The organism is Pseudoalteromonas obscura, assembly GCF_030135505.1.
Lineage (GTDB): Bacteria > Pseudomonadota > Gammaproteobacteria > Enterobacterales > Alteromonadaceae > Pseudoalteromonas > Pseudoalteromonas obscura.
Genome location: NZ_JASJUT010000004.1, coordinates 349,368 through 372,954, shown reverse-complemented (window position 1 = coordinate 372,954; position 23,587 = coordinate 349,368). Strand labels below are relative to the sequence as shown.

Genomic DNA, 23,587 nt, shown 5'->3' with positions numbered 1-23,587 from the left:
ACAGATAAAGCATAGGAAATACGATGAAATTAAATACCTTAATCGCGCTGGGCGCTTTGACATTAAGTCCACTAGCTCTTGCAGACGAAATATTAGTGGTTATGTCTGATACGCATAAAATGACTTTAAAAAATGGCACAGAATATAAAACCGGCGTGTATCTCAATGAGTTGATGGAGCCCGTAAAGCTATTTTTAGAAGCTGGTCACACCCTTACCTTTGCGTCACCAAAAGGCATGGCCCCTAGGTTAGATCCAGTGTCAGATACACCAGACCACTTTTTAGATACCAGCAAAGCCTATTATAACTCGCATAAGGCGCTGTTTAATCAACTTATGATTGATGATAAAACGCATAGCCCTGTAGTCAGTTTTTCACGTATCGAACAAATAGGTATCGACAAATTTGACGCCGTATTTGTTCCAGGGGGTCATGCTCCTCTCGGGGATTTAGTCGCCAACCCTAAATTAGGTGCTTTTTTAAAACACTTCAATGCAACACAAAAACCGACAGGGTTAGTCTGCCACGGTCCTGTTGCACTTTTATCTGCGTTGCCTGATGCAAAAGCGTTTGAGACACAAATGAAGCTAGGCAAAGAACCGACATCTACAAAGGGCTGGATATATGAAGGGTATAAAATGACCACTTTCAGTAACTCAGAAGAAGCTGTTGCGACACAGTACTATCTTGGTGGGGATGAGCTATTTTACTGGCCACAGGATGCGTTAACTGAAGCTGGCGGCAAGTACGACCGAAGTGAGCAAGACTGGCAACCTCATATTGTTGTCGACCGCGAACTGATAACAGGACAGAACAATAAGTCCTCTGTTGGCGTTGCTCAGGCGCTTTTAGATAAGCTTAACAAATAAGCTATTCTCACATTCTTTTATCAGCGTGCGATTGCACGCTTTTTTTGATCGCACCTGCCGTATATAACCGCCAAAACCCTCTCGTTCTCAACCCCTTAAATACTCGTTTGTACCCTACCTTTATCTATGCCAGGTTCTGGCGCCGCCAACAGCTATTTCACTCTTTAATTTTTGTAATCACGCCAGTACCAATCAAGATTAACAATAAACTAAATTAATTTTGCTAATAGTAAAATGAAAGCAATTAATTTCATTAATAGCCAAGCGCAGAATAAGCTATGTGTAACTCAACAGATACCCGAATTTGGAGAATATACATGACACAATCTGTTTTAGTAACTGGTTCAAATAGCGGCTTTGGCTACCTAATTGCAAATACATTAGTACGTCAAGGTTACAAAGTTATAGGTACAATGCGCGACCCACAAGGCCGTAACGCTTCGATAGCAAATGAGATGAAGGCAAATGGTATTATCGTCATCGATATTGATGTCACTGATGACAGCAGTGTTGCCAATGGTATCGCCTTAGCAATTGAAAGCGTAGGTGACATAGACGTAGTAATTAATAACGCAGGCGTTGGGACACTTGGTTGGCAGGAAAGCTTCAACATTGATGATTTCCAAAAGGTATTCGATATCAACGTGTTTGGTGTTCAGCGTATAACCCGCGCGATTTTACCGCATATGAAGCAACGAGGAAGTGGCACACTGATCCAAATTTCTAGTATTCTTGGTCAGTTTGTACTGCCATTTTTAGGCTCTTACAATGCAACCAAACACGCCGTAGAGGGCTTGGCGGAGAATTATCGCGTAGAACTGTCTCAATTTGGTATACAGTCTCTGATCGTTCAGCCAGGTGGGTTTGGTACTGATTTTGGCGCCAACCTGCTGCGCTCAAGTGATTCAAGCGTCACAGAAAGTTATGGTGAGTTTGCCACTGCCCCTGAAACGATGTGGGCTGGAACAGAGGCTGGCCACGATGCTGACAATGCGCCTGATCCACAAATGGTGGCGGACGCTATACTGACTCTTTTACAAACCCCTGCAACCCAGCGTCCATTTAGGACCACAGTAGATGGCACAGGATTAAACCAGACCATAGAAACCGTTAACCGCGCAACAGAAGCGGCTATGCAACATATTTACGCATTATATGATATGGAGCACCTTCTTACACTTAAACAATAACAAAAGCGGAAGTATACCAAGCCACCTTTGGGTTGCTTGGTATTACTCTAAATTCAGTTCAGCCATATGTTGCTTGAAAACCGCTTCGAGCTCATCCATTTTAAAAGGTTTGCCTAAGTGCCCATTCATACCAACCTCTAGGTATTTGTCTACTTCACTTTGCATAACATTCGCTGTAAGTGCCACTATTTTCAACTGCTCTGGAGAAAACGCTTCACGGATCAACTTCGTGGCTTCAACACCATCCATCACCGGCATTTGAATATCCATAAATACAATGTCAAACTTCCCTTGCGCCTGATTAATTTTATCTACTGCAATCTTTCCATTTTCAGCCACTTGCACATCTATCCCAGGGATCCGATCAAGTAATTTCAAAGCGACAATTCGATTGATATCATTGTCTTCAACCAGCAATACGCGTAAATCAATTCCTCCTAAGATATTTTCGCTTTGCTGCGCTGGGGCGTTACTCTCTACGGGTATATTGATTGTCCCACCTTGCGCTACCGAAGCTGATAACTGAACCGGATTTTTTGAGCTTAAAGCGTCTATTAAATCTCGTTTCAACAACGGCTTGTATAAAATAGGGAAACCGGATTCGGTGTCGATACTCTCTTGTGTGTGAGCGGTATATATGACTACGCGTTGCGGTAAACTCCCTTGAGCTTGCAGTATTTTAAGAAGTTCATTTGCTTGGCAGTCTGGTAGTACCCAATCAACCAAGAGAATGTCAAACGTTTGATTAGCGAGTGTAGTTTGCGCATCGCGGCCATTGGTCACACCCGAGACCTGTAGTCCGATAGAGCGAGATATATTTTGACTGATCTCCAAATAGATGGGGTCATCTTCCACTATCAGCATTGAACCTGAGATTGATGTGGGCTCGACCACATCTTGTTCTGTGACTAACGCCAGAGGCAGCCGCACAGTGAATTTTGACCCTTTGCCCAACTCACTTTCAACCTGTATTTCGCCACTCATCAATTCAGTAAGCAATTTACAAATTGTCAGTCCTAAGCCGGTTCCGCCATACTTTCGCGTTGTCGATGACTCTGCTTGAGTAAAGCGCTCAAATAACTGGTCGACACTCTCCTGGGCAATACCGATCCCTGTATCAGCGATGGAAATTACCACCCATACTTTGTCATCTTCATACTCCTCTTGCTTCACACTCAAAGTAATCGAGCCATGTTCTGTAAACTTGACAGCATTTGAGGCAAAATTCAGCATAATTTGATTAATTCTGACTGGATCGCCAATATACTGTTTGCTGATATTTGGGGCCAAGTCAAAAATCAGTTTAACGTCCTTAGTATTGGCTAATGGTGTGATCAGAGAACGTAAATTATCAAGCAGATCTTCAAACTGAAATGGAATATGTTCAATATGTAGTTTCTTCGATTCGATCTTTGAGAAGTCTAGAATATCATTGATGATGGTGGTCAAGGCATTGGCTGAAAACCGCACTTTTTCCAAGTAGTTACGCTGAACGCTCGTTAATTCCGTCGAGAGTAAAATATCCGTTAGCCCCAAGATTCCATTCATCGGGGTTCTTATTTCATGGGACATATTTGAAACAAATAGAGATTTAGTTTCAGCCGCTTGGTTAGCCAGTATATTGGCTTTTTTCAGGTCCACTAACAACCTAGATAGCGCGATAATAATCAATAAGAATATCGCGCAGATCAGCATAAAAACAGCACGCACCATCAGCCATTTTGCCGCTTCAATTGACTCTGAGACATCGTGAACAGTGTGCAAAATCGTTTTCACCACTTCACTTTCTTGGATGGGCACTAGTAAATTCGACGCTTTCAATGCATTGTCCAAAACAAATTCGATATGCAAGCGCAATACTCTCAATCTGGGCGCTTGTGATTCAAGCTGCTTGAGCTCAGGCACCAACAAAACTAATTGGTTATTAACCGTCTCAATAACAGGAATTGAATTGGTAACATGTAAATTGGAGACAAGTGCAATACTGCGACTGATCAACACTTGCGCCTCTTGATTAAATTCGGCCTTAGACAACTCTAATTTGGCTATATAGCGATAAGAAGTTTTGAGCATAGATGCCAACTGCATATAGGTATCGATGGTGTTTTTGAACTCATCTAAAGACTGCTTAATCTCAGAGTTTAAACGTGTATTCAACTCCAGCTCATTGATCAAACGTTCAAACTCCAGTTGCTTTTGGGCATGCCTATCAAAGTGGTATACATTTCGGTCCATCGCAGATAAAGTCTCTAGTGACAGCTCTGTCGCCATCCCCTGAAGCTGTCTTTTGAGCAGCAGTTCTTGTTGCAGGTTTTTTGATAGGAAATAAGCATCTATGGCTTGAGAGCCAAAAAACCAAATTAACAGTAAAAGGCACCCTTCAATTAAATATTTCACTCCGCTAATGACCTCGGCAATTCTCCAGTAAAGGCCTGTAATAAGGCTTCAATATCTGCCACATCTTCGTCACTGAGATCCAAACCCAACTGACCCTTTGCCATGATCCGGATGGCATCAGATAAATTATCCACAGAGCCATTGTGAAAATAGGGTGCAGTCAGTGCAACATTACGCAGACTTGGAACCTTGAATACAAACTTGTCCTGTGGGTTTTGAGTCAGCGCAAAACGGCCAACATCATCTAACAAGTGATTAGGCACCCGGTCCAACCGACCAACTTTTTGATACAAATTGCCGCCAATATTTCGCCCTTGATGACAAGTCACACAGCCATAGCCTATAAATTTTTCGTAACCGCGCTGCTGCTGAGGTGTCAAGGCACTGGCATTCCCAAGCAAAAAGGCATCAATAGGACTATTTTGTGAAATGAGTGAGGCTTCAAACGCCACAATGGCTTTGATGATATTTTCGGTCGTTACCCCCTCTTCTGATACCGCGTTAAAACTTTTGACAAAACCAGGCTGTGCTTTGAGTTTTTCTATGATTTCTTGCCAATTGCTGCCCATCTCAATCGGATTGTGGATAGGTTCTGGCGTTTGCGCTTCTAAGTTGGGACTGCGACCATCCCAAAATTGGCGGAAATTCAAAACCGAATTGAATACTGTTGGAGAATTTCTTTCGCCCAATTGCTGCTTTATTCCCACAGAAACTGAAAAACCGTCATCTCCGCCGTTATATAAATCATGACAAGATGCACAAGATACCGTGTTATCGGCTGATAATAGTGGACTTTTAAACAACGCCTTACCCAATCTTGCCCAAGCAATATCGTATTGTTCGACCACAGGGAGCGGCTGGATCGGCGCCTCAACTTTGCGCTCTAAATAAGTGACGCCAGTTGACAGTATTTCGACTTCTTTTTGCCACTGGTGTTGCTGCTGGGATGCTTTTAACTGCATGGCAAGTACCAGCACTATGGCAAGTAAACACACAGTTACAAGAACCACATACCTACTACTCATAAATGCATCCTTGATAAACACCCTATTCAGTTAGACCATTGATCAAAGTATAGACAGTCACCACCATTTTAACTGGAAATTTTATGTAAAGCGCGAAGGAAGAATTTAGATTGGCCCAGAGCATCGAATAGATCGTATTTTTGCACTCACGCATGAGACCGAGTACACAGAAAAAGTAATGTAAACAATTAAGTTGCAAAGCCGCCAATACAACTTTATTAACGATGGGACACCTTGCTCATAGAAGATCAAATAACACCTAAAGTACCCAGCGCTTTAAAATTCTAGTTATATGTTTTCAATGCAATGAGTGAGGCCCTCAGATGATCAGGAGCCCAAAAGGCATCGAAACCTCAATGTCCCACACAGTGTTTATGTTTGATATACAGCCGCGAGAAGAAGGTTCACCTAGATGTCTAACTAAACAATTACAATTAAAAAAGCAGCAGGTGATGGCTGCCGCTTTTTCATTTTGGATAAAAAGTGAAATCAGCTGAGCTTTTCCAGCAAACCTTCAAGTGCTTTATTCACTTGCTCGTGGTCGTCCCAGTCCAACACCCCCCAATCAATGTTGGTATCGAGTGTAGATACATCCACAAAAAGCAGCTTTTTCAGCACATCTACTTGTGTGATCTTTTTAACGTTATATGACTTCACTTTTGCGCTAGTAGGCTTTTTACCAAGTAACCGAGCAGCTATTTGCTCTCCAATTTCTCGCTTGTCACCAGCACCCAACATTTTTTTATCGTGCAGCGCTTTGTATTCTTGCTCACACTCCAAAATAATTTTTTTAACTTTGACAAATGAAGCGCTTAAGCCGTCCTCATAAGCCTGAATTACTTCTGGGTAGCGAGTCAGTACATTGTAGTTGTCAAACGCGCCCATCGAAACGCCCAGGTTTTTCGCTTTTTCTCTGACGGTCAATTTCTTTTCGCCAATCTTTAACCTTGCCTGATCAATGCCTTCAATTTCTAGCATTGCAGACAAGAAAGCTTGTAACTTACCGTATTGTGGTAAATCTTCACGACTGGCGTTTTCTTGAAATTGTTTAACTTTATAAAGTAAAGGCTTGGAGTCATACACTTTGAACTGTGCGGCATGGTCAAGGCCGTATGTGTAAATCAAAGCAAAGAAGCGCCTGTGTCCTGTTAAAATTTGGTACTGGTTGTCTTCAAGAGGATAAACGGTAGGGACTTGGATAATTTCAGATACGGAAATGTTTTCACCTAGCTCTATAATCGACTCAATAGATTGGTTTGCTTTGCGCCAATCACTCGTTCCATACTTTAGGCAGTTAATAATGCAGTCTTTCCCTATGATCACCTTACCATCTGCTTCGTAAATTTCGACCAATTGGTTTTTAGACAACCTTCTTTCGACGAACAACCTTGCGTGCTCATTCTCGATAAATACGCAGGGTAAAAACCGCGCATTGGTTTCGTCTGGGGTGATTAAATTTAAAAATAGAGATTTATACTCAAAACTCTCACTGTGAAGTTTTTGGCTATTACTCAAAGTGGCTAAAATCAGATCATCTCTACTACTAAACATCGTATCTCAAACTATTTTTATTGCGTTGGCGGATCATAACATACCTACAATTGGATGCCATATAGTTCATATAACCACAATTAACTATGAATACTTTAATAACTTAGGTTGCTATATTCTCGATCAAAAAACTTAAACAAGAAGCTGAAACACGCCATCATTGATTAAAAAGTTGCAAATATACAACCTAGGACGACCCAGAAAGTCCATTTTTTATCAAAAAAGCAAATTATACTCAGCTTAACTTACTAAGTTTTGCCAAGTTCAATTTGCATCACAAAGTAGATAACGGTGTATCAAGGCTCCTGTGAATAGGCTTATGACTATATCTACAATTGGCGTGGAAAAGGTATTACAGATGATTACCCGGCCATTAACTTAACTCTTAGCTTTCCAGGGGAGAAGCTTGAACCTCGAAGTGAATCAATTGAGCTAACGCTTGCCAACGACACAGTCTGAATACCTGTTTGCATCCATGTATGAGAAAAAGTGACTATAATTTTTATGCAAGTAATACGTAGCGCTATAGAGCTGTCTCAAAAACAACACTCTGTACTTCAAAACAGTGCCATCAACGATACAGCTGCGCTATCAAATTAAGTCACTCGGCAATGTAGTTTTTTGCAAAGTATCAGGTTACTTTGCATAACAACAAAGGAATAACTATGACTCATCTACCATCCCCCAATCAATATGAATCATCCCTGCCCAAACTTAAGTCAATGTGTATAGTTGGGCACACAACAGACACCACCACAAAAATTTGGGTTAGGACATTTCAACCAGGTCAGTGGTGCTTAGTACTGGTGAATGACGCAAATATTCAGCAAGTTAAAGGCACGCTGAATGCATTTACTTCTCATCCAAATGACGCTTGCTTTTCTGCATCAGGCATAGTCAAAGCCACATTAAACACAGATGAAAAGTATGATAACTGTGAGTGTGTAACAATCGAAAACCTAACGCCAAATACCCGTTACTATTATTACCTGTTCGCCTATGGGGATACATATGACCAACTGCCGCGAAAAATAGAGCGTGGTATGGCCATCGAGCACGCATTTTGCACCGATGAAGCAAACCCAAATTGGCAAAACTTTAGTTTTGGCTTTTACAGCTGTCACGATCCTTTTGGTCACCGCTCTATATCAGATGGGCTTTGGCCAGACTTTGGGGAAGTACTAGAAGACAAAAACACCCGCTTTGTCATTGGCGGGGGCGACCAAGTATATTGCGATACCCATGGTAAACGCTCACGTCGGCAGGCCAAAAAGCAAAAGCCAATCATAGAAGATCTCTGGGTTTGGTTAAGCAAGCATAAAAATGACTTATACAATGCCTATATGGAAGGTGAGGAACTCAACACTGAAGGCGTGATCGACTATCTTGCAAAGCTCTATCGTATTTATTATCGAGTGTATTGGAATTTCGATTCGCTCAGAACCGTTTACTGTTCTTATCCGCAATACATGATGTGGGACGACCATGAGATTATGGATGGCTGGGGGTCGCTGACAAGGGATCAGAGAATAGATAAATTAAGCAGCTTCTGGCAAGACGATGAAGATCACATTAATTCAAAAATCGCTAGATTGGCTTATCAAGCCGCAAAAAGAGCGTATTTGGACTACCAACATTTACATAACCCAGATACCAACGTATCGAATAGGCAATACGATATCGTAGACAAACAGCAACAGTGGGATTATGGCTTTATCAAAGGCCCCATTGGCGTTTATATGCTTGATACACGCTCTCATCATGATGTTGAACACCAAGCCGACGGTGCACGTTTGTTAGGGCCTGAGCAAATGACGCGCTTTTTACAATGGCTTAACACCACCGCAGCGAGCGGCGTAAAAGCCCTGTTTATTGTCACCGCCGTGCCAGTTGTGCATTGGAATGACACTGTTATGAACAACATGGATTTACTGTTAAAAATTTTTGGCGCGATGGATGATGCCATTGATGAGTGGGGTAATGAAACCAATATTACTGAGCGAAACAACCTGTTAGAGCAAGTATTTAAAGCCTCACACGCCAATCAGATCCCCATTACTTTCTTAAGTGGTGACGTACACTGCTCATCGGCATTTAATTTAAAGTCGCCTAACTATACCAACGCCAAAGTGATGAACATCACCTCAAGTGCTATCTCACGCAAACCACCTCCTGCGATGGCCTCTGTCGCCATTGAAGGCAGCAAAAGTATGTACCGTTCGACCCATATAGAGGTGGAAAACGTGTTTGAAATGGCCGGGAAAAACAACTTCCTCGTGGTTGATATTGAGGAAAAAGACAATAGCTTGTCCATCAAAGCGAATATTTATTATGGCAAGCCCAATGATGATGAGTTGCAATGTGCACAAATCGACATTATCTAAGTCAGGAAGTACAAAAGTAAGCCAGTACACTTAAACAAGGCTTTAGAGAGGAATATTAAGGAAAAACCAAACGGGCACTAATTGTAAACATGTCCCGTTTGGTTGTTAAAGTAGCGATGAACTAACACACCTGCCCGCACGCCCAGCCGCTTGACCATGCGTATTGGAAGTTATAGCCGCCGAGCCAACCGGTGACTTCGGTCACTTCGCCGATAAAGTACAGGCCTTTGGCTTTTTTCGCTTCAAACGTTTTAGAGCTTAGCTCATCACTGTCGACACCGCCTAAGGTCACCTCAGCAGTGCGATAACCTTCTGTGCCATTGGGCTTGATTTGCCATGCACTTAATGTGTTCGCAATCGTATCAATCTCACCGTGAGTTAGCTGATTTGCCGGTTTATCTGGCACGCTGTTTTCACTGATTAGCGCTTCAACAAAACGTTTAGGTAAAAGCTGCCCAAGTAGGTTTTTAACCGACTTTTGACCTTGGTTTTGACGCCAATCATGGAGCAGCTCCGTCACATTTGTATCTGGTAATAAGTTGATACTGACCGCCTGCCCTGCTTGCCAAAATGACGAGATCTGTAAAATTGCTGGGCCGGATAACCCTCGATGAGTAAAGAGGATATTTTCTCTGAATTGGGTGCCATCTTCACTGGTTACTAGGCTGTCGACACTGATCCCAGACAAACCTTCAAAACGTGCTTTGTCGTGATCGTGTAAAGTAAATGGCACCAAAGCCGCAGTTGTTGGCAGAAGCTTTAAACCAAACTGTTCTGCGATTTTATATCCAATGGGAGTTGCGCCGAGTTTAGGCATAGTTAACCCGCCCGATGCCACCACTAAAGATGTACAACTAAATGTTTGCTCTGATGTTGTTACTATATATAGGCCTTGTTCATCGCGCTCAACATTAAGCACTTCATTGCGCAAAAAGATTTCTACGCCGGCCCATTCACACTCAGTCTTCAAAATATCAACAATGTCTTGTGCACTGTTATCGCAAAATAGTTGGCCCAGTGTTTTATGGTGATAATTTAAGCCATGACGGTCCACCAGCTCAATAAAATCATGCTGGCTATAACGGCTCAAACTGGATTTTACGAAGTGAGGATTGGCACAGAGGTAGTTTTCTGGTGCGGCATTTTCATTGGTAAAATTGCAACGTCCACCACCACTTATGAGAATTTTTCTTCCCACTTTTTTACCCATATCAACAATAGCGACCTTGCGGCCTCTGTAACCAGATTGTGCCGCACACATTAATCCTGCGGCGCCCGCACCAATAATCACCACGTCAAATTGCAACATTGTATACTCTGAAACGAAAAACTTATGTCGCAATTATAACTTTTTTTAAGCTTAGATGGGAGTTTATAGTTCAAAACACAACCAAAAAGACATATTTTTATCACTTTTTAGAATATGAGATAAATCATTTACATTTTTTTACATTGGAAAATAGATTATTCTTTAACCAAGAATATTATGAAAAATTTTAATAAAAACATAATGATACTGTAATAAAGAAGCCTTTTATCCATCCGCTTATAACCAAATTAATAGTGTAAATAACAAAACAATACTTTCACACAAATCACAACAAGTTTACGTTTGTTAACCACTTGGCATGGAGAGGTTGCCAAGAAAAACAACAAGTAAAACAAGGGTAAAAAAATGACAACAGGAAATTTTAAATTAGCAGCACTTTCAATGGCTGTGACGGGATTACTTTCAGCAAACGCAGCAATGGCTATGCCAGAAGGTGTTAACACACAAGTTGAGTCATTCGGACCAGTAGTGCCAAGTCAGGCTCAAATCGCACAAAAACTAGAATCACAAAGCGGTTTCGGTACGCAGTTCATCATCAAATATAAAAACAACAACAATGACATCATGTCACTATCAAGTGCTGATGCATCACCAGCAATGATGAACACTCGCGCTCGCAGTTTCGTATCAGGCTTCAACAGCAAGCGTGCAGCTGCTAAAGCACAATACGTTCGCCCTATGGCATTGTCGAACCACCACGTAATGCGTGCAGACAAAAAGCTAAGTGCAGCAGAAACACAAAAATTCATGCAGGACATGATTGCATCTGGTAACGTTGAGCACATCGAAGTTGACCAAATGCTACAGCCATTCGCTGTTCCAAACGATCCTAGCTACAGCTCACAATGGCACTACTTCGAAGCTGCGGGCGGTATCAATGCTCCGGCGGCTTGGGATAAAGCAACAGGTAGCGGCGTAGTAGTTGCAGTACTAGATACTGGTTACCGTCCACACGCTGACTTAAACCCAAATATCCTGCAAGGTTATGACATGATCTCTAACCTGTCAGTTGCAAACGATGGCGGCGGTCGTGATAGCGATGCTCGTGACCCGGGCGATGCGGTTACTGCAAACGAATGTGGTTACACACACAGCGCACGTAATTCAAGCTGGCACGGTACTCACGTTGCAGGTACTGTTGCAGCAGTGACTAACAACGGCGAAGGCGTTGCTGGTGTTGCTTATGACTCAAAAGTTGTTCCTGTTCGTGTACTTGGTAAGTGTGGTGGTTTAACGTCTGATATTGCTGACGGTATCATCTGGGCATCAGGTGGTTCAGTTTCTGGCGTACCTGCAAACGCAAACCCTGCTGATGTTATCAACATGAGTTTAGGTGGCAGCGGTGCATGTAGCTCTACAACACAAAGTGCAATCAACCAAGCTCGTGCAAACGGCACAGTGGTTGTTATCGCAGCAGGTAACGACAACGATAATGCAAACAACTACAACCCAGGTAACTGTTCTGGCGTAGTAAACGTTGCATCTGTTGGCCGTAACGGTGGTCGTGCATACTACTCTAACTACGGTACTTCTATCGACGTTGCAGCACCAGGTGGCGCACAAAGTTTTGCAAACGACCCAGAAGGTATCCTTTCAACTTATAACTCTGGTAGCAACACACCTGTGAGCGATAGCTACAGCTACTCACAAGGTACTTCAATGGCTGCACCTCACGTTGCAGGTATTGCGGCACTAATCAAACAAGCTAAACCAACTGCTACACCAGATGAAATCGAGTCTATCCTAAAAGATACAACGCGTAGCTTCCCTGCAACTTGTACAAACTGTGGTACAGGTATCGTTGATGCAAACGCAGCTGTTGATAAAGCGCTTGGTAACGACAACACAAACCCAGGTGACAACGTACTTGTAGACGGCGAAGCTAAAACAGGCCTAAGTGGTGCAAAGAATGCTGAAGCTTTCTTTACTTTCGAAACACCAGCAGGCGCAAGCAAAGTGACTTTCACAATGAGTGGTGGCACAGGTGATGCTGACCTATATGTAAGAGCGGGTTCAAAGCCTACAACAAGCACTTATGACTGTCGTCCTTACGAAAGTGGTAACAACGAAGTATGTACAATTGACAACCCATCTGGCACATATCATGTGATGATGCGCGGTTATGCTGCATACAACGGTGTAAGCTTAGTAGCTAATACAGAAAGCTCAGGTACTCAACCTGGCGGTATCACAGAGACTAACCTATCTGCTTCAACTGGCAACTGGAGTCGTCACCAAGTGACTGTTCCTGCTGGCATGACAAGCCTAACGGTTAAAATCTCAGGTGGTTCTGGTGATGCGGACCTATATGTAAACCCAGGCAGCGCACCTTCTACTTCAACTTACCAGTGTCGCCCTTACGAAAGTGGTAACGTAGAAACTTGTACTATCACAAACCCAGCAGCTGGTGAGTGGCACTTTGGTATTCGCGCTTACCGTACTTTCTCTGGTGTAACACTAGACGCACAGTACAAATAATCCCTAGTACTTAAGTAACAACACAAAGCCGGACTCGTACCGGCTTTTTATACATCCGCGTTATGCCTCAGTATTGAGGCATAAAAAAAGCCAAACATCCGTTTGGCTTTTTGCTTTAGTAGTTAGATCGGTTAAGTTATCAAACTACGTAGGCTGTAGCCTGTCCCATTTGTGTGTTCCAAACAATTGCCAATTTACTTACATACAGCTTTATTGACACTGTTTACCAACTAAAGCTATCTCTACCACATTTATTCATACTTACCCTACCTATTCTGTAGTTACACTAGAGACACTGTACAGATCATTCTTAGTGCTTAACTTACAACACAAATCCGGACTTCACGTCATCTTTTTATATCCGCACTATGACTCGAAAGCTTGCCATAAAAAAGCCAAACATATGTTTGGCTTTTTGCTTACTCTCACGTTAATAGTCAAACTAATCTTACTATAAGCCCAAGCTTGCTCTTATCTGTGCCATTTGCTGTTCCAAACTTTGTTGTATTTGGCTTATTTGTTGGTTTGAGCCACTTACTTGCTGTTTCATAGATGCCATTGAACTGCTAAAACTATCGACCAGTTCAGTTTGTTGATTAGTCAATGCCATGGCATCTGCCGCAACTTGGCTTGCCCCCTGTGCACGCTCAGCAACCCCTTCAGAATTGCGTTTTAGCTCTTGAGCATGATTGGTTTGCTGCTGCGCCTCTGATGCCAGCGCGCTGATCTGGTTAGATACCTTGCTGGAGTTATCACTTAATATATTCAATTGCGCATTGATATCCGTCAGTGAATCTTGTGTTTGTCTGGCAAGCTTTCTCACTTCATCGGCAACCACTGCAAACCCTCGACCATGCTCACCAGCACGTGCTGACTCAATCGCGGCATTAAGCGCTAGTAAGTTTGTTTGCTCCGCAATGGTGTGGATCATTTCGATAACTTTACCCACATCTTCAACTCCAACTAAGAGTTCATTTAGACTGATCAACCCTTGGTCAACACGATCTTGCGTACTTGAGCTGGCTTTGAGCATCGACTCAGCAAAACCCACACTTTGAGTCATTGCGTTATAGGTATCACTGGCATTATCAGCAACTTGCTGGTTGATATTGCTGGCCTCAAAACCTATCGATTTAATTTCATCAAGTTGCAGTTGGTTGTGCTCAACCTGCTCATAAGTATGTTCTGATTGCTGACTAATGCTGGCCAAGTTGCTGTTCATATCTTGCATAAAGTCGTTGATCACTTGCAACATTTGCTCACGCTCTTGGGCCTCAATACGCTGTCTTTCAATCAACTGATTAAAGTACTGTGCAATTTCACCTACTTCGGTATTGGCGCGCTTACATTTGATCTGCTTAAGCTCATTGCTCTCAATCAAGAACGCAAACCCATCTCTTAAGTTGCGCAGTGGCGTAAGCACTTGGCTAAACTGTACCCAGTAAACACCTACCGCTAGAAGCACTAACAAGCCTATCGCTGCACCAAAGATGGTAAAGACTTGTGATTTGAGCTCTGTCTGGCGATGTTTTAGCTGCTCACCAGCCGCCAGCATTAAAGTAGACAGTCGTTTGATGTCATCTCGTAAAGCGGATATTCCCTGCTGTCTCTGCTGCGCTTGGCGTAAGGTGTTTTCTAAGTCGCGGCTAAATCGGTTCGGCCAACTGGTCAGCTCGGATTTAATCTCTTGACCAAGGTCCTCAGGCTCTTCCCCTAAAAATAATTCGTCCTCGTCCACCTCAGCCATTACGCCGAGATCATCTAAACGCTCTATCTTAGCGGCTAAACTTTGTAATCGATTGAGAGATTGGTGCAAACTTTGTTGGGTGGCTTTGTCGTAATGTAAAACCAACTGATAGGTATAAATACTTAAATTGGTGGTCTCAAAATAATAGTCAGACGCCAGCGAGTAGTATTGCTCACCAAGCGAATGACCTTGAGCCTGTGCAACATAATTCATCAATGACGATGCAGAGCCTGCCATTTGTCTCAGCGCATTATCTAATAGCGCCAGTTCATTGCCTGATAGCTTACCAAGTGCACGATATTTACCCTGAATGTCGCTGTTAAGCGCATCGAGCTGCTCTTCCATATCCGTCATCACATCACTGGACATGGTTGCCAAGTGCTGGTTTTTAATCGTGTTGATATGTTCACTGGCTTGGTTTAAATACAGGCTATCACCTGAACTCAGGTAGTCCTCAATGGTGCCTGCCAAGTCAATCAAAACCGTATTTTTAAGCTGAGTATATGCGCTATCTTGCTGATCTAGCTTACTAAAAACCTGACTCGCCCAAAATAAGGTCGCCGCAAGAATAATACTGGCAATAGCCAACAAAACCGCCAGCAGCCGGGTAAAAGATGAAACACGCATATGTACTACAAACCCCAAAAAGTGAATTTCGGGCTCAGAGTATTAACCTTTTATGACAATTTGATGTAACTTGTATACTAATCACTCAATCTAACGTAAAAGCATACTTTTTTAGTATGCTTTTTGTGTACAAAATTTCATGCTTAAGTTTTGAATTAAGTGGAAGGGGTTATTTCATAGCCGCATTTACATAGACATCAAAGCGGTTTTTCTTGGTGGTAATTTGCATACTAGGCGTATGCTTATTTAAAAACGGCGCATAATCAGGACGTTTGACGACCACTCGCTTGGTCGCTAGCTGCATCGCAAAAGGCAGTAACGCGTCAGCATCGTTATCAGCTCCAACCAATGACTGAAATACGCGCATTTCCTTTTTTACTTGCGCCGACTTTTCACGATGTGGAAACATCGGGTCCAAATACACCACATCCGGCTTACTTTCTTCATTTTGCATTGCGTGCTCTAGCAATTCATGACTTGAACCATATGCAATGTGCATATTTTCCTGCATCCAAGTGCCTATCTCGGAGTCTTGATACGCACGCTGTAAACCATCATATAACAGCGCAGCAACCACTGGGTGCCTTTCATGCATCAACACTTTGCAGCCCAGTGATGCCAACACAAAGGCATCTCGGCCAAGACCGGCTGTGGCATCTAGCACTTTGGGTGTAACCCCTTTATTAAGCCCTACCGCTTTTGCAATCGCCTGTCCTTTACCACCACCGAATTTACGCCTATGGGCACTGGCCCCAGTGACAAAGTCAACTCGGATGGCGCCTAGTTTGGGCTCGTCTTTTTTAAACAACGCAAGGCCTTCTTCGTCATAAACCAATCGAAACTCCTCTTCGAGTGCTTTATGTTTATCTAGCTCAAAGCGTTTTGTTAGATCATCTAAATAAGGACGGTTTTCGATAAATGGCGTGTGAATATGCAACTGCAGGCTCCTGTCGTTTAAGCCTGCAGATTATATCGTTTAATTAAGTAAAAAAGAATGCGGTAGATACTCTGTGTTGTTATCTACTTAAAACAACTCAATATCGGTTTGTGCGGGCACGTCATCTTCGCCCCAGGGTTTAGCCATTTGATTTAAGCTTTGGATCAACTCTTGCCGCACTTGCGTGATCTCCCCAAGCTTATAACGGATAATAGAAAACTCATCATTCACAAATAAAAAGTGCTCACATAAACGCTCAAGGGAGTTGCGGTGCTCTTCGGTCAATGCCGATTTTACAGCTTCATCTTTTACAAATGCTTCCAACTCAGTAATCTTGCCGCCGTATACCTCACCTATCCCACTGAGTTGCTCACTAAGCTGGGAAAATGCCAGACCAATCTCCTCCACTTTATTAAGGGCCACTTCACTGACTTCCATATCTTTAATCTTGGCGTTTGTCGCCTCTAATATATGTGGCAGTAAATCTTTAAACCGGCCATAAAGTGCGGGGTCGTCGGTGGGCATATTTTTAATTAACAAAGAAACCTTTGGGTAATTGATAATGGTACGCCTGCCAAAATCAACAAATCGACTGCCATCTTTATTGGTTTCTAATAATTCCTGCTCAATGGGCTGAATGGCCCCCTCTTGCGAGAAAAACACCGCTTGATTGTGATACCAAAACGCCAGCGCCACCTCTAAATGCAAAGGGGTAAAAAACTCTAGAAAATATTCGGATAAAGTATTGAGGTCGTGAGCGTGATAAGACTGGCCGACATACCGCATAATACGCCCCATATCACCAGAGTCAGTCATGGCAATTTCTGCGGTGATCTGCGCACGCTGCATGTCTTGTTTTAACGCCACAGATTGCCGGCGGTAATCATCAAGGACTTTGATCCGCGCAAGTAGCTCGGAGCCTTCAAACGGTTTCACAATATAATCAGCAGCCCCCGCATTGTACCCTCGCATACGCTCACTGATATCAGACTTGGAAGATAAGAACATGACGGGGATATCTGCGGTGTGCTCGCCCGTTTTTAAGCGTTCGCACACTTCAAATCCCGACATTCCCGGCATTTCCACATCAAGCAGAATAATATCTGGCTGATATTTTATTGCTAACCTTAAGCCTTGCTCGCCATTTTTAGCGTGGATCAATTTGCAGTGTTGCGACAGTGACTGCTCGATAACATGGTGAATGAGCTTGTCATCGTCAATGGCAAGCACTAAATTTGTCATATGGCTTTCCCTACAAGATCAGGTCTTTACCAAAGCATAGACGGAACTGCTTATTTTGCGAGTGCAAAAATAACAAAGCGCCCAATCAGGCGCTTTGTTGTGATTAACTAAAATGCTAAGGCTTAGGCTGCTTGACCTATACCACTGTGGCGCAACAAGGCATCTACCTGTGGTGCTCGGCCTCTAAAACGTTGGAACAACACCATTGGCTCTTCAGAGCCACCCATTTCGAGGATGTTTTCCATAAACTCTCTGCCCGTTTGTGAGTTAAAGATCCCCTCTTCTTCAAAACGTGAGTAAGCATCCGCAGACAATACTTCAGCCCATTTATACGAGTAGTAACCCGCGCTGTAACCACCAGCAAATATGTGGCTAAAGCTGTGCTGAAAACGATTAAACTCAGGCGCTTTAATGATAGCGATTTGCGCTCTTACTTGATCCAGTCTAGCTTGGATTTGACACGCTTCACCCTGCTGGTAATCAGCATGAATATGGAAATCAAATAGCGAAAACTCAATTTGTCTTAACATTTGCATGGCTGACTGATAATTTTTTGCCGCCAGTAATTTATCTAGTAGCTCTTTAGGTAGCGGCTCACCAGTGTCGTAATGCCCAGAAATAAAGCTCAATGCCTCTTCTTCATAACACCAGTTTTCGAGGAATTGACTTGGCAATTCAACAGCATCCCACGCAACACCGTTAATGCCTGCAACCGCTGGAGCATCAATTTGCGTAAGCATGTGGTGAATACCATGACCAAATTCGTGGAACAAAGTGGTGACTTCATTGTGGGTGAATAATGCTGGTTTATCACCTACCGCTTTGTTGAAATTACAGACCAAGTAAGCAACAGGAGTTTGCAACGTGCCGTCAGTCAATGTACGACGCCCCATGCAGTCATCCATCCACGCACCGCCACGTTTATGCTCGCGCGCATATAGGTCTAAATAAAAGTGGCCTCGCAGCTCACCCGTTTTATCATGAATAGCAAAAAAGCGTACATCCTCATGGTAGCTATCAAAATTGTTTACTTCTGAAACTTTAATGCCAAATAAACGATTGACGGTTTCAAATAAGCCACTTAAAACACGGTCCGCAGGGAAGTATGGGCGCAGTAGCTCATCTGAAATTGCGTACTTAGCTTGTTTTAATTTCTCGCCATAGTAGCCATAATCCCACGCTTCTAATTGCTCAACTTGATGCTCTTTTTGCGCAAATGCTCTTAGCTCATCTACTTCTTGCTGTGCTTGAGGTTTAGACTTTTTAGCTAAATCATTTAAAAACTCAAATACTTGCGCTGGTGTTTCAGCCATTTTAGTCGCCAGTGATTTATTGGCATAGCTCTCAAAGCCGAGAAGTTGCGCCAGCTCATGACGCAGTGCAAGCGCCTCACTCATGATCTCAGAGTTATCAAACTCATTGGCGTTAGGGCCTTGATCAGATGCACGTGTCACAAATGCGCGATACATTTGCTCTCTCAGCGAGCGGTTATCCGCATAAGTCATAATTGGTAAATAAGATGGAATATCCAACGTGAATACCCAACCTTCTAGCTCTTTGGCTTGTGCGGTGTGTGCGGCAAGTGCCAATGCTGACTCAGGTAAGCCGCCTAGATCTGCTTCGTCAGTAACATGCAGGTGCCATGCTTGAGTTGCATCCATAACATTGTTACCAAACTTAGCACCTAGCTCAGACAGCTTTGCACTAATTTCACCGTAACGTTTTTGACCCGCATCATCGAGTGCAATACCCGACAATTTAAAATCACGCAGTGCGTTGGTAATGGTTTTTTGCTGCGCAGTGCTTAAGTCTGCAAAATCATCGCTTTGTTGTAGCGAGAGATAAGCTTTGTATAAACCTTGGTGCTGACCGACATAGGTCGAGTACTCAGAGATTAGAGGCAAACACTCATCGTATGCTTTTCTTAGTTCTTCATTATTTACAACGGAGTGCATGTGAGACACAGGGGACCACATTTTAGACAACTTATCATCTGCTTCTTCAAGAGGCTGAACAAAGTTTTGCCACGTACATTGTGGTTGTTCAAGCACCTTATCAATGGTTTCACGACAGTGCTCAATCGCCGCTTTTAGGGCTGGTACAACGTGCTCAGGCTTTATTTTTGAAAATGGCGGTAATCCTTCAAGGCCAATTAACGGGTTGCTCATAGTGTCTCTCTTAATTTTTTATTTCCTGAATAAACTTGAAATAAGGGCTAATAGCGCAAATACAAGTAAAACTTACTAATCTAGTTGAAAGTTATGACGTATATAAGCTGTCATATCAAGACTAGTTCAGCGAATTCAGAAGAGGAAAGATTATGGCTCAACATTTTGACTACATTGCTATTGGCGGTGGTAGCGGTGGTATTGCATCAGCAAACCGAGCGGCAATGCGCGGCGCGAAGGTCGCCCTTGTCGAAGCAAAACACATGGGTGGCACCTGTGTGAATGTCGGCTGCGTCCCTAAAAAAGTAATGTGGCATGGCGCACAAGTTGCCGAAGCCATTAAACTGTATGCACCAGATTATGGCTTTGACGTTGAGCTAAAAAACTTTGATTGGGCCAAGTTAGTCGAAAGCCGTGAAGCGTATATTGGTCGTATTCACCAAGGCTACAACAAGTACCTTGCCAGCAATGGCGTAACCGTGATCAACGGCTTTGCCAAGTTTATCGACAACAACACCATTGAAGTCAACGGCGAACAATATACCGCCGATCATATTTGTATTGCCGTTGGCGGTCGTCCAAGCATTCCAAATATTCCGGGCGCAGAGCACGGCATCGACTCAAATGGCTTCTTTGAACTCAATGAACAACCTCGCCGCGTTGCCGTCATAGGCGCAGGTTACATCGCAGTTGAATTGGCTGGTGTGTTGCATAGCTTGGGGACTGAAACCCACTTATTTGTCCGAAAACATGCCCCACTGCGTAACTTTGATCCCATGATCGTTGAAACCCTCACCGAGGTGATGGATAAAGAAGGCGCAACACTGCACACCAACGCCACACCAAAAGCATTAGTAAAAGAATCAGATGGCTCAGTCACACTGCAACTTGAAAACGGCGAGTCGCACACCGTTGATCAAGTTATTTGGGCAATTGGCCGAGAGCCTGTGACAGATCTCATTAACCTTGGCGCGACTGATGTAGAAATCACAGAAAAAGGGTATGTCAAAGTCGATGAGTGGCAAAACACCTCTGTGTCTGGCATTTATGCGCTGGGTGACATTATGGAAGGTGGTATTGAGTTAACGCCTGTGGCGGTTAAAGCTGGTCGAATGCTGGCAGAGCGCCTGTTCAACCCAGAATTACCAAATGCTAAAATGGACTACAACCTAGTACCTACCGTTGTATTCAGCCACCCACCGATTGGCACCATTGGCCTAACAGAGCCTGAGGCAATCGCTCAGTACGGTGAAGACAACATCAAGGTTTATAACTCCACCTTTGCAGCTATGTATACAGCGGTTACACAGCACCGCCAGCCATGCCGCATGAAGTTAGTTTGCGCGGGCCCTGAAGAAAAGATCATCGGCTTACACGGCATCGGCTTTGCCGTTGATGAAATGATCCAAGGCTTTGGCGTTGCCATGAAGATGGGCGCAACCAAAGCCGACTTTGATTCAGTTGTGGCTATCCACCCAACAGGCTCGGAAGAGTTTGTTACTATGAGATAACTCCCACAGCCAAACTACAAAGCGCGGACGCCAAGTGCCGCGCTTGATACTCAATGACACAGCTTTAAAACACTTTATCAACCGCTATTCAACCTACTTAACATAAACATTGTTAACTGTCACAGCTCACGCCTCTCTGCAATCACCTCATCGCCCCCCCCCCTCGCAACTCCACTCCTCTATATGACATTTCTATTAAAAGTCACAGCAGCATATTGTCTAAATGAGTTACTCACCCTACAATCTGGTCTAGACCAAAAACAAAGCAAGCTAAAATTATGAATCACTACTTATTGTTAACGCCGGGCCCTTTGACTACATCAGAATCAGTAAAAAAAGCCATGTTAAAAGATTGGTGTACTTGGGATGATGACTACAACCTTGATGTTGTACAAAAAATTCGCCAGACCTTAGTTGCTCTGGCAACACCTTCAAACGATTACTCTAGTGTATTGATGCAAGGCAGTGGTACAGCATCCGTCGAGTCTGTATTAGGCAGTGCGATATTGCCTGATGACAAACTACTGGTGATCAATAACGGTGCCTATGGCAAACGTATAGCAGAGATCTGCCAAGTTCTCAGGTTGAACCATGAGGTATTGTCATTTAAAGAAACACAGGCACCTGACTTAGCACTTATCGCTGACACTTTGGCGCATGGGCAGTTTAGCCATTTAGCCATGGTGCACTGCGAAACTACCACAGGCATGCTAAACCCACTTGAGCAGGTTGCTAAGCTGTGTAACCAACATCAAGTGCGTTTTATTCTCGATGCCATGTCGAGCTTTGGCGGGATTGACATGGACGTAGCTGCGCTCAATATCGAGTTTTTAATAAGCTCAGCCAACAAGTGTATTCAAGGCGTCCCAGGGTTTGGTTTTGTGATTGCTAAACAAGCTGCAATAACGCGCTGTAAAGGGAATGCAAAGTCGCTCAGTCTCGATTTATACGATCAATGGCATACCATGGAACATGCCAATGGAAAATGGCGTTTTACTTCTCCAACCCACGTTGTAAGAGCCTTTGCGCAGGCGCTGATGGAACTGGAAGAGGAAGGTGGCGTATCAGCTCGACAAGCCCGTTATACACAAAACCAACAGCTTTTGTGCCACGGCATGCAAGAACTTGGCTTTAAAGCTTTACTGCCGACCGACATGCACTCGCCCATCATTACATCATTTTATTCACCGACCGAGCCTGAGTATGATTTTAAACGCTTTTATCAGGCCCTCAAAGCGCTTGGGTTTGTGATCTACCCTGGCAAAGTCTCCGATGCAGATTGCTTTCGCATTGGCAATATCGGGGAAGTATACCCTGAAGATATTGCCCGATTGTTGTCGGCTATTGCGCAGGCAAAGTATTGGTAGCACATCAAAAAAGGCCGCAGTTGCGGCCTCTTTCAATCTTAGTGTTTGGTAAAATTTACTGACTGTTATTTACTATCCACTTCAATTTCTATCGTACTGTGCACCCAGTATTCCAAATTATAATCTATTAGTTTATCCAGTTGATTAAAGCGCTGACGAATGATCTTCAAACACAGTGCCCCTTTATTGACATTGAGGAGCTCAGCTTTGTCATCCGGTATTGCGGTCACAATCAAGCTACTGCGTTCATGGGTCACATTAACCCCATAATCTTGCTCAAATATGGTGGTAATTGAGCCCTCTAGCGGCTTATGTTGTAAGTCATCAAATTGGGATGCAAGGCAGTATATTTCTTCTACCATCACGGGCCGCTCATCCAATGAACGCACACGACTTATCCTATGAAACTCACCCGGTGGACCAAGTTCAAAAGCATCATTGATCACCTCACTTGCGGCCGTAGTTTCAAATGAAACCAGCTGAGTTAACGGCGTAAAGTGTTGCTCTTGGGCCAATTGATAAAAGTTGACCTTTTTAACTGGATCCCACTTTAATCTTGGCGGGCAAATAAACCAGCCCTTGCGATTTTGTCGATAGATAATGCCCTCTGCTTCGAGCCGAGTGAGTGCCTCTCTCACCGTAATACGTGTCGAGTTAAATTTTTCCAACAACTCGCGTTCAGAGGGGAGCTTTTTAAGCTCGGGATGTTCCGCAATCAGTGCAAATAAATATTGCCGAATTTCTTGATAGAGCAGCATAGGTCC

Annotated in this window: 15 protein-coding genes; 6 read left to right on the top strand and 9 right to left on the bottom strand. The window is 43.5% G+C overall.

The window, feature by feature from the left end; all coding sequences use genetic code 11:
- Positions 1 to 23: 23 nt before the first annotated feature.
- Positions 24 to 869 (top strand): type 1 glutamine amidotransferase domain-containing protein, encoded by an 846-nt coding sequence (locus QNM18_RS13010; RefSeq protein WP_284137459.1) that lies wholly within the window; start codon positions 24 to 26, stop codon positions 867 to 869.
- A gap of 317 nt (positions 870 to 1,186) precedes the next feature.
- Entirely contained in the window at positions 1,187 to 2,059 is an 873-nt protein-coding gene (locus QNM18_RS13005; RefSeq protein WP_284137458.1) for an SDR family oxidoreductase, read from the top strand.
- Between the two features lie 42 nt (positions 2,060 to 2,101).
- Here QNM18_RS13005 and QNM18_RS13000 read toward each other — a convergent pair whose 3' ends face one another.
- From QNM18_RS13000 to QNM18_RS12990, 3 genes are all read right to left on the bottom strand, one after another.
- The gene (locus tag QNM18_RS13000) at positions 2,102 to 4,456 is read right to left on the bottom strand and encodes a hybrid sensor histidine kinase/response regulator (RefSeq protein ID WP_284137457.1); all 2,355 of its coding nucleotides are present in this window, start codon (positions 4,454 to 4,456) and stop codon (positions 2,102 to 2,104) included.
- Positions 4,453 to 5,481: a cytochrome-c peroxidase gene (locus QNM18_RS12995; RefSeq protein ID WP_211011071.1), complete on the bottom strand. Its 1,029-nt coding sequence runs from the start codon at positions 5,479 to 5,481 to the stop codon at positions 4,453 to 4,455. The genes QNM18_RS13000 and QNM18_RS12995 overlap by 4 nt, the downstream gene beginning before the upstream one ends.
- 489 nt (positions 5,482 to 5,970) lie before the next feature.
- The gene (locus tag QNM18_RS12990; protein ID WP_284137456.1) at positions 5,971 to 7,032 is read right to left on the bottom strand and encodes a hypothetical protein; all 1,062 of its coding nucleotides are present in this window, start codon (positions 7,030 to 7,032) and stop codon (positions 5,971 to 5,973) included.
- A gap of 665 nt (positions 7,033 to 7,697) precedes the next feature.
- On the opposite strand from QNM18_RS12990, the gene QNM18_RS12985 reads away from it, so the two are divergent.
- Positions 7,698 to 9,416 carry an alkaline phosphatase D family protein gene (locus QNM18_RS12985; protein ID WP_284137455.1) on the top strand — a complete coding sequence of 573 codons (1,719 nt, stop codon included), beginning with the start codon at positions 7,698 to 7,700 and terminating at the stop codon, positions 9,414 to 9,416.
- A 121-nt stretch (positions 9,417 to 9,537) separates the two neighbouring features.
- On the opposite strand, the gene QNM18_RS12980 is transcribed toward QNM18_RS12985, so the two are convergent.
- Positions 9,538 to 10,725, bottom strand: a complete 1,188-nt coding sequence (locus QNM18_RS12980; RefSeq protein WP_284137454.1) for a BaiN/RdsA family NAD(P)/FAD-dependent oxidoreductase — start codon at positions 10,723 to 10,725, stop codon at positions 9,538 to 9,540.
- 366 nt (positions 10,726 to 11,091) lie between these two features.
- On the opposite strand from QNM18_RS12980, the gene QNM18_RS12975 reads away from it, so the two are divergent.
- Positions 11,092 to 13,224 carry a S8 family peptidase gene (locus tag QNM18_RS12975; RefSeq protein ID WP_284137453.1) on the top strand — a complete coding sequence of 711 codons (2,133 nt, stop codon included), beginning with the start codon at positions 11,092 to 11,094 and terminating at the stop codon, positions 13,222 to 13,224.
- A gap of 451 nt (positions 13,225 to 13,675) precedes the next feature.
- Here the strand turns inward: QNM18_RS12975 and QNM18_RS12970 are convergent, their stop codons facing one another.
- The 4 genes from QNM18_RS12970 to prlC all read right to left on the bottom strand — a co-directional run bounded on the left by QNM18_RS12970 (position 13,676) and on the right by prlC (position 19,945).
- Complete coding sequence (locus QNM18_RS12970) at positions 13,676 to 15,598, bottom strand: methyl-accepting chemotaxis protein (RefSeq protein ID WP_284137452.1); 1,923 nt, start codon at positions 15,596 to 15,598, stop codon at positions 13,676 to 13,678.
- Positions 15,599 to 15,767: 169 nt separating this feature from the next.
- Complete coding sequence (locus QNM18_RS12965) at positions 15,768 to 16,535, bottom strand: class I SAM-dependent methyltransferase (protein WP_211011083.1); 768 nt, start codon at positions 16,533 to 16,535, stop codon at positions 15,768 to 15,770.
- A gap of 87 nt (positions 16,536 to 16,622) precedes the next feature.
- Positions 16,623 to 17,777 carry a response regulator gene (locus QNM18_RS12960; RefSeq protein ID WP_211011084.1) on the bottom strand — a complete coding sequence of 385 codons (1,155 nt, stop codon included), beginning with the start codon at positions 17,775 to 17,777 and terminating at the stop codon, positions 16,623 to 16,625.
- Between the two features lie 122 nt (positions 17,778 to 17,899).
- Entirely contained in the window at positions 17,900 to 19,945 is a 2,046-nt protein-coding gene (gene prlC / locus QNM18_RS12955; RefSeq protein WP_284137451.1) for an oligopeptidase A, read from the bottom strand.
- 152 nt (positions 19,946 to 20,097) lie between these two features.
- On the opposite strand from prlC, the gene gorA reads away from it, so the two are divergent.
- Together gorA and phnW are read left to right on the top strand one after the other, a co-directional pair.
- Positions 20,098 to 21,456, top strand: a complete 1,359-nt coding sequence (gorA, locus tag QNM18_RS12950) for a glutathione-disulfide reductase (protein WP_284137450.1) — start codon at positions 20,098 to 20,100, stop codon at positions 21,454 to 21,456.
- Positions 21,457 to 21,731: 275 nt separating this feature from the next.
- Positions 21,732 to 22,823 (top strand): 2-aminoethylphosphonate--pyruvate transaminase, encoded by a 1,092-nt coding sequence (phnW, locus tag QNM18_RS12945; RefSeq protein WP_284137485.1) that lies wholly within the window; start codon positions 21,732 to 21,734, stop codon positions 22,821 to 22,823.
- Positions 22,824 to 22,888: 65 nt separating this feature from the next.
- Here phnW and QNM18_RS12940 read toward each other — a convergent pair whose 3' ends face one another.
- Positions 22,889 to 23,581, bottom strand: coding sequence for a UTRA domain-containing protein (locus tag QNM18_RS12940; protein ID WP_284137449.1), 693 nt, complete (start codon positions 23,579 to 23,581; stop codon positions 22,889 to 22,891).
- Between the last annotated feature and the right edge of the window lie 6 nt (positions 23,582 to 23,587).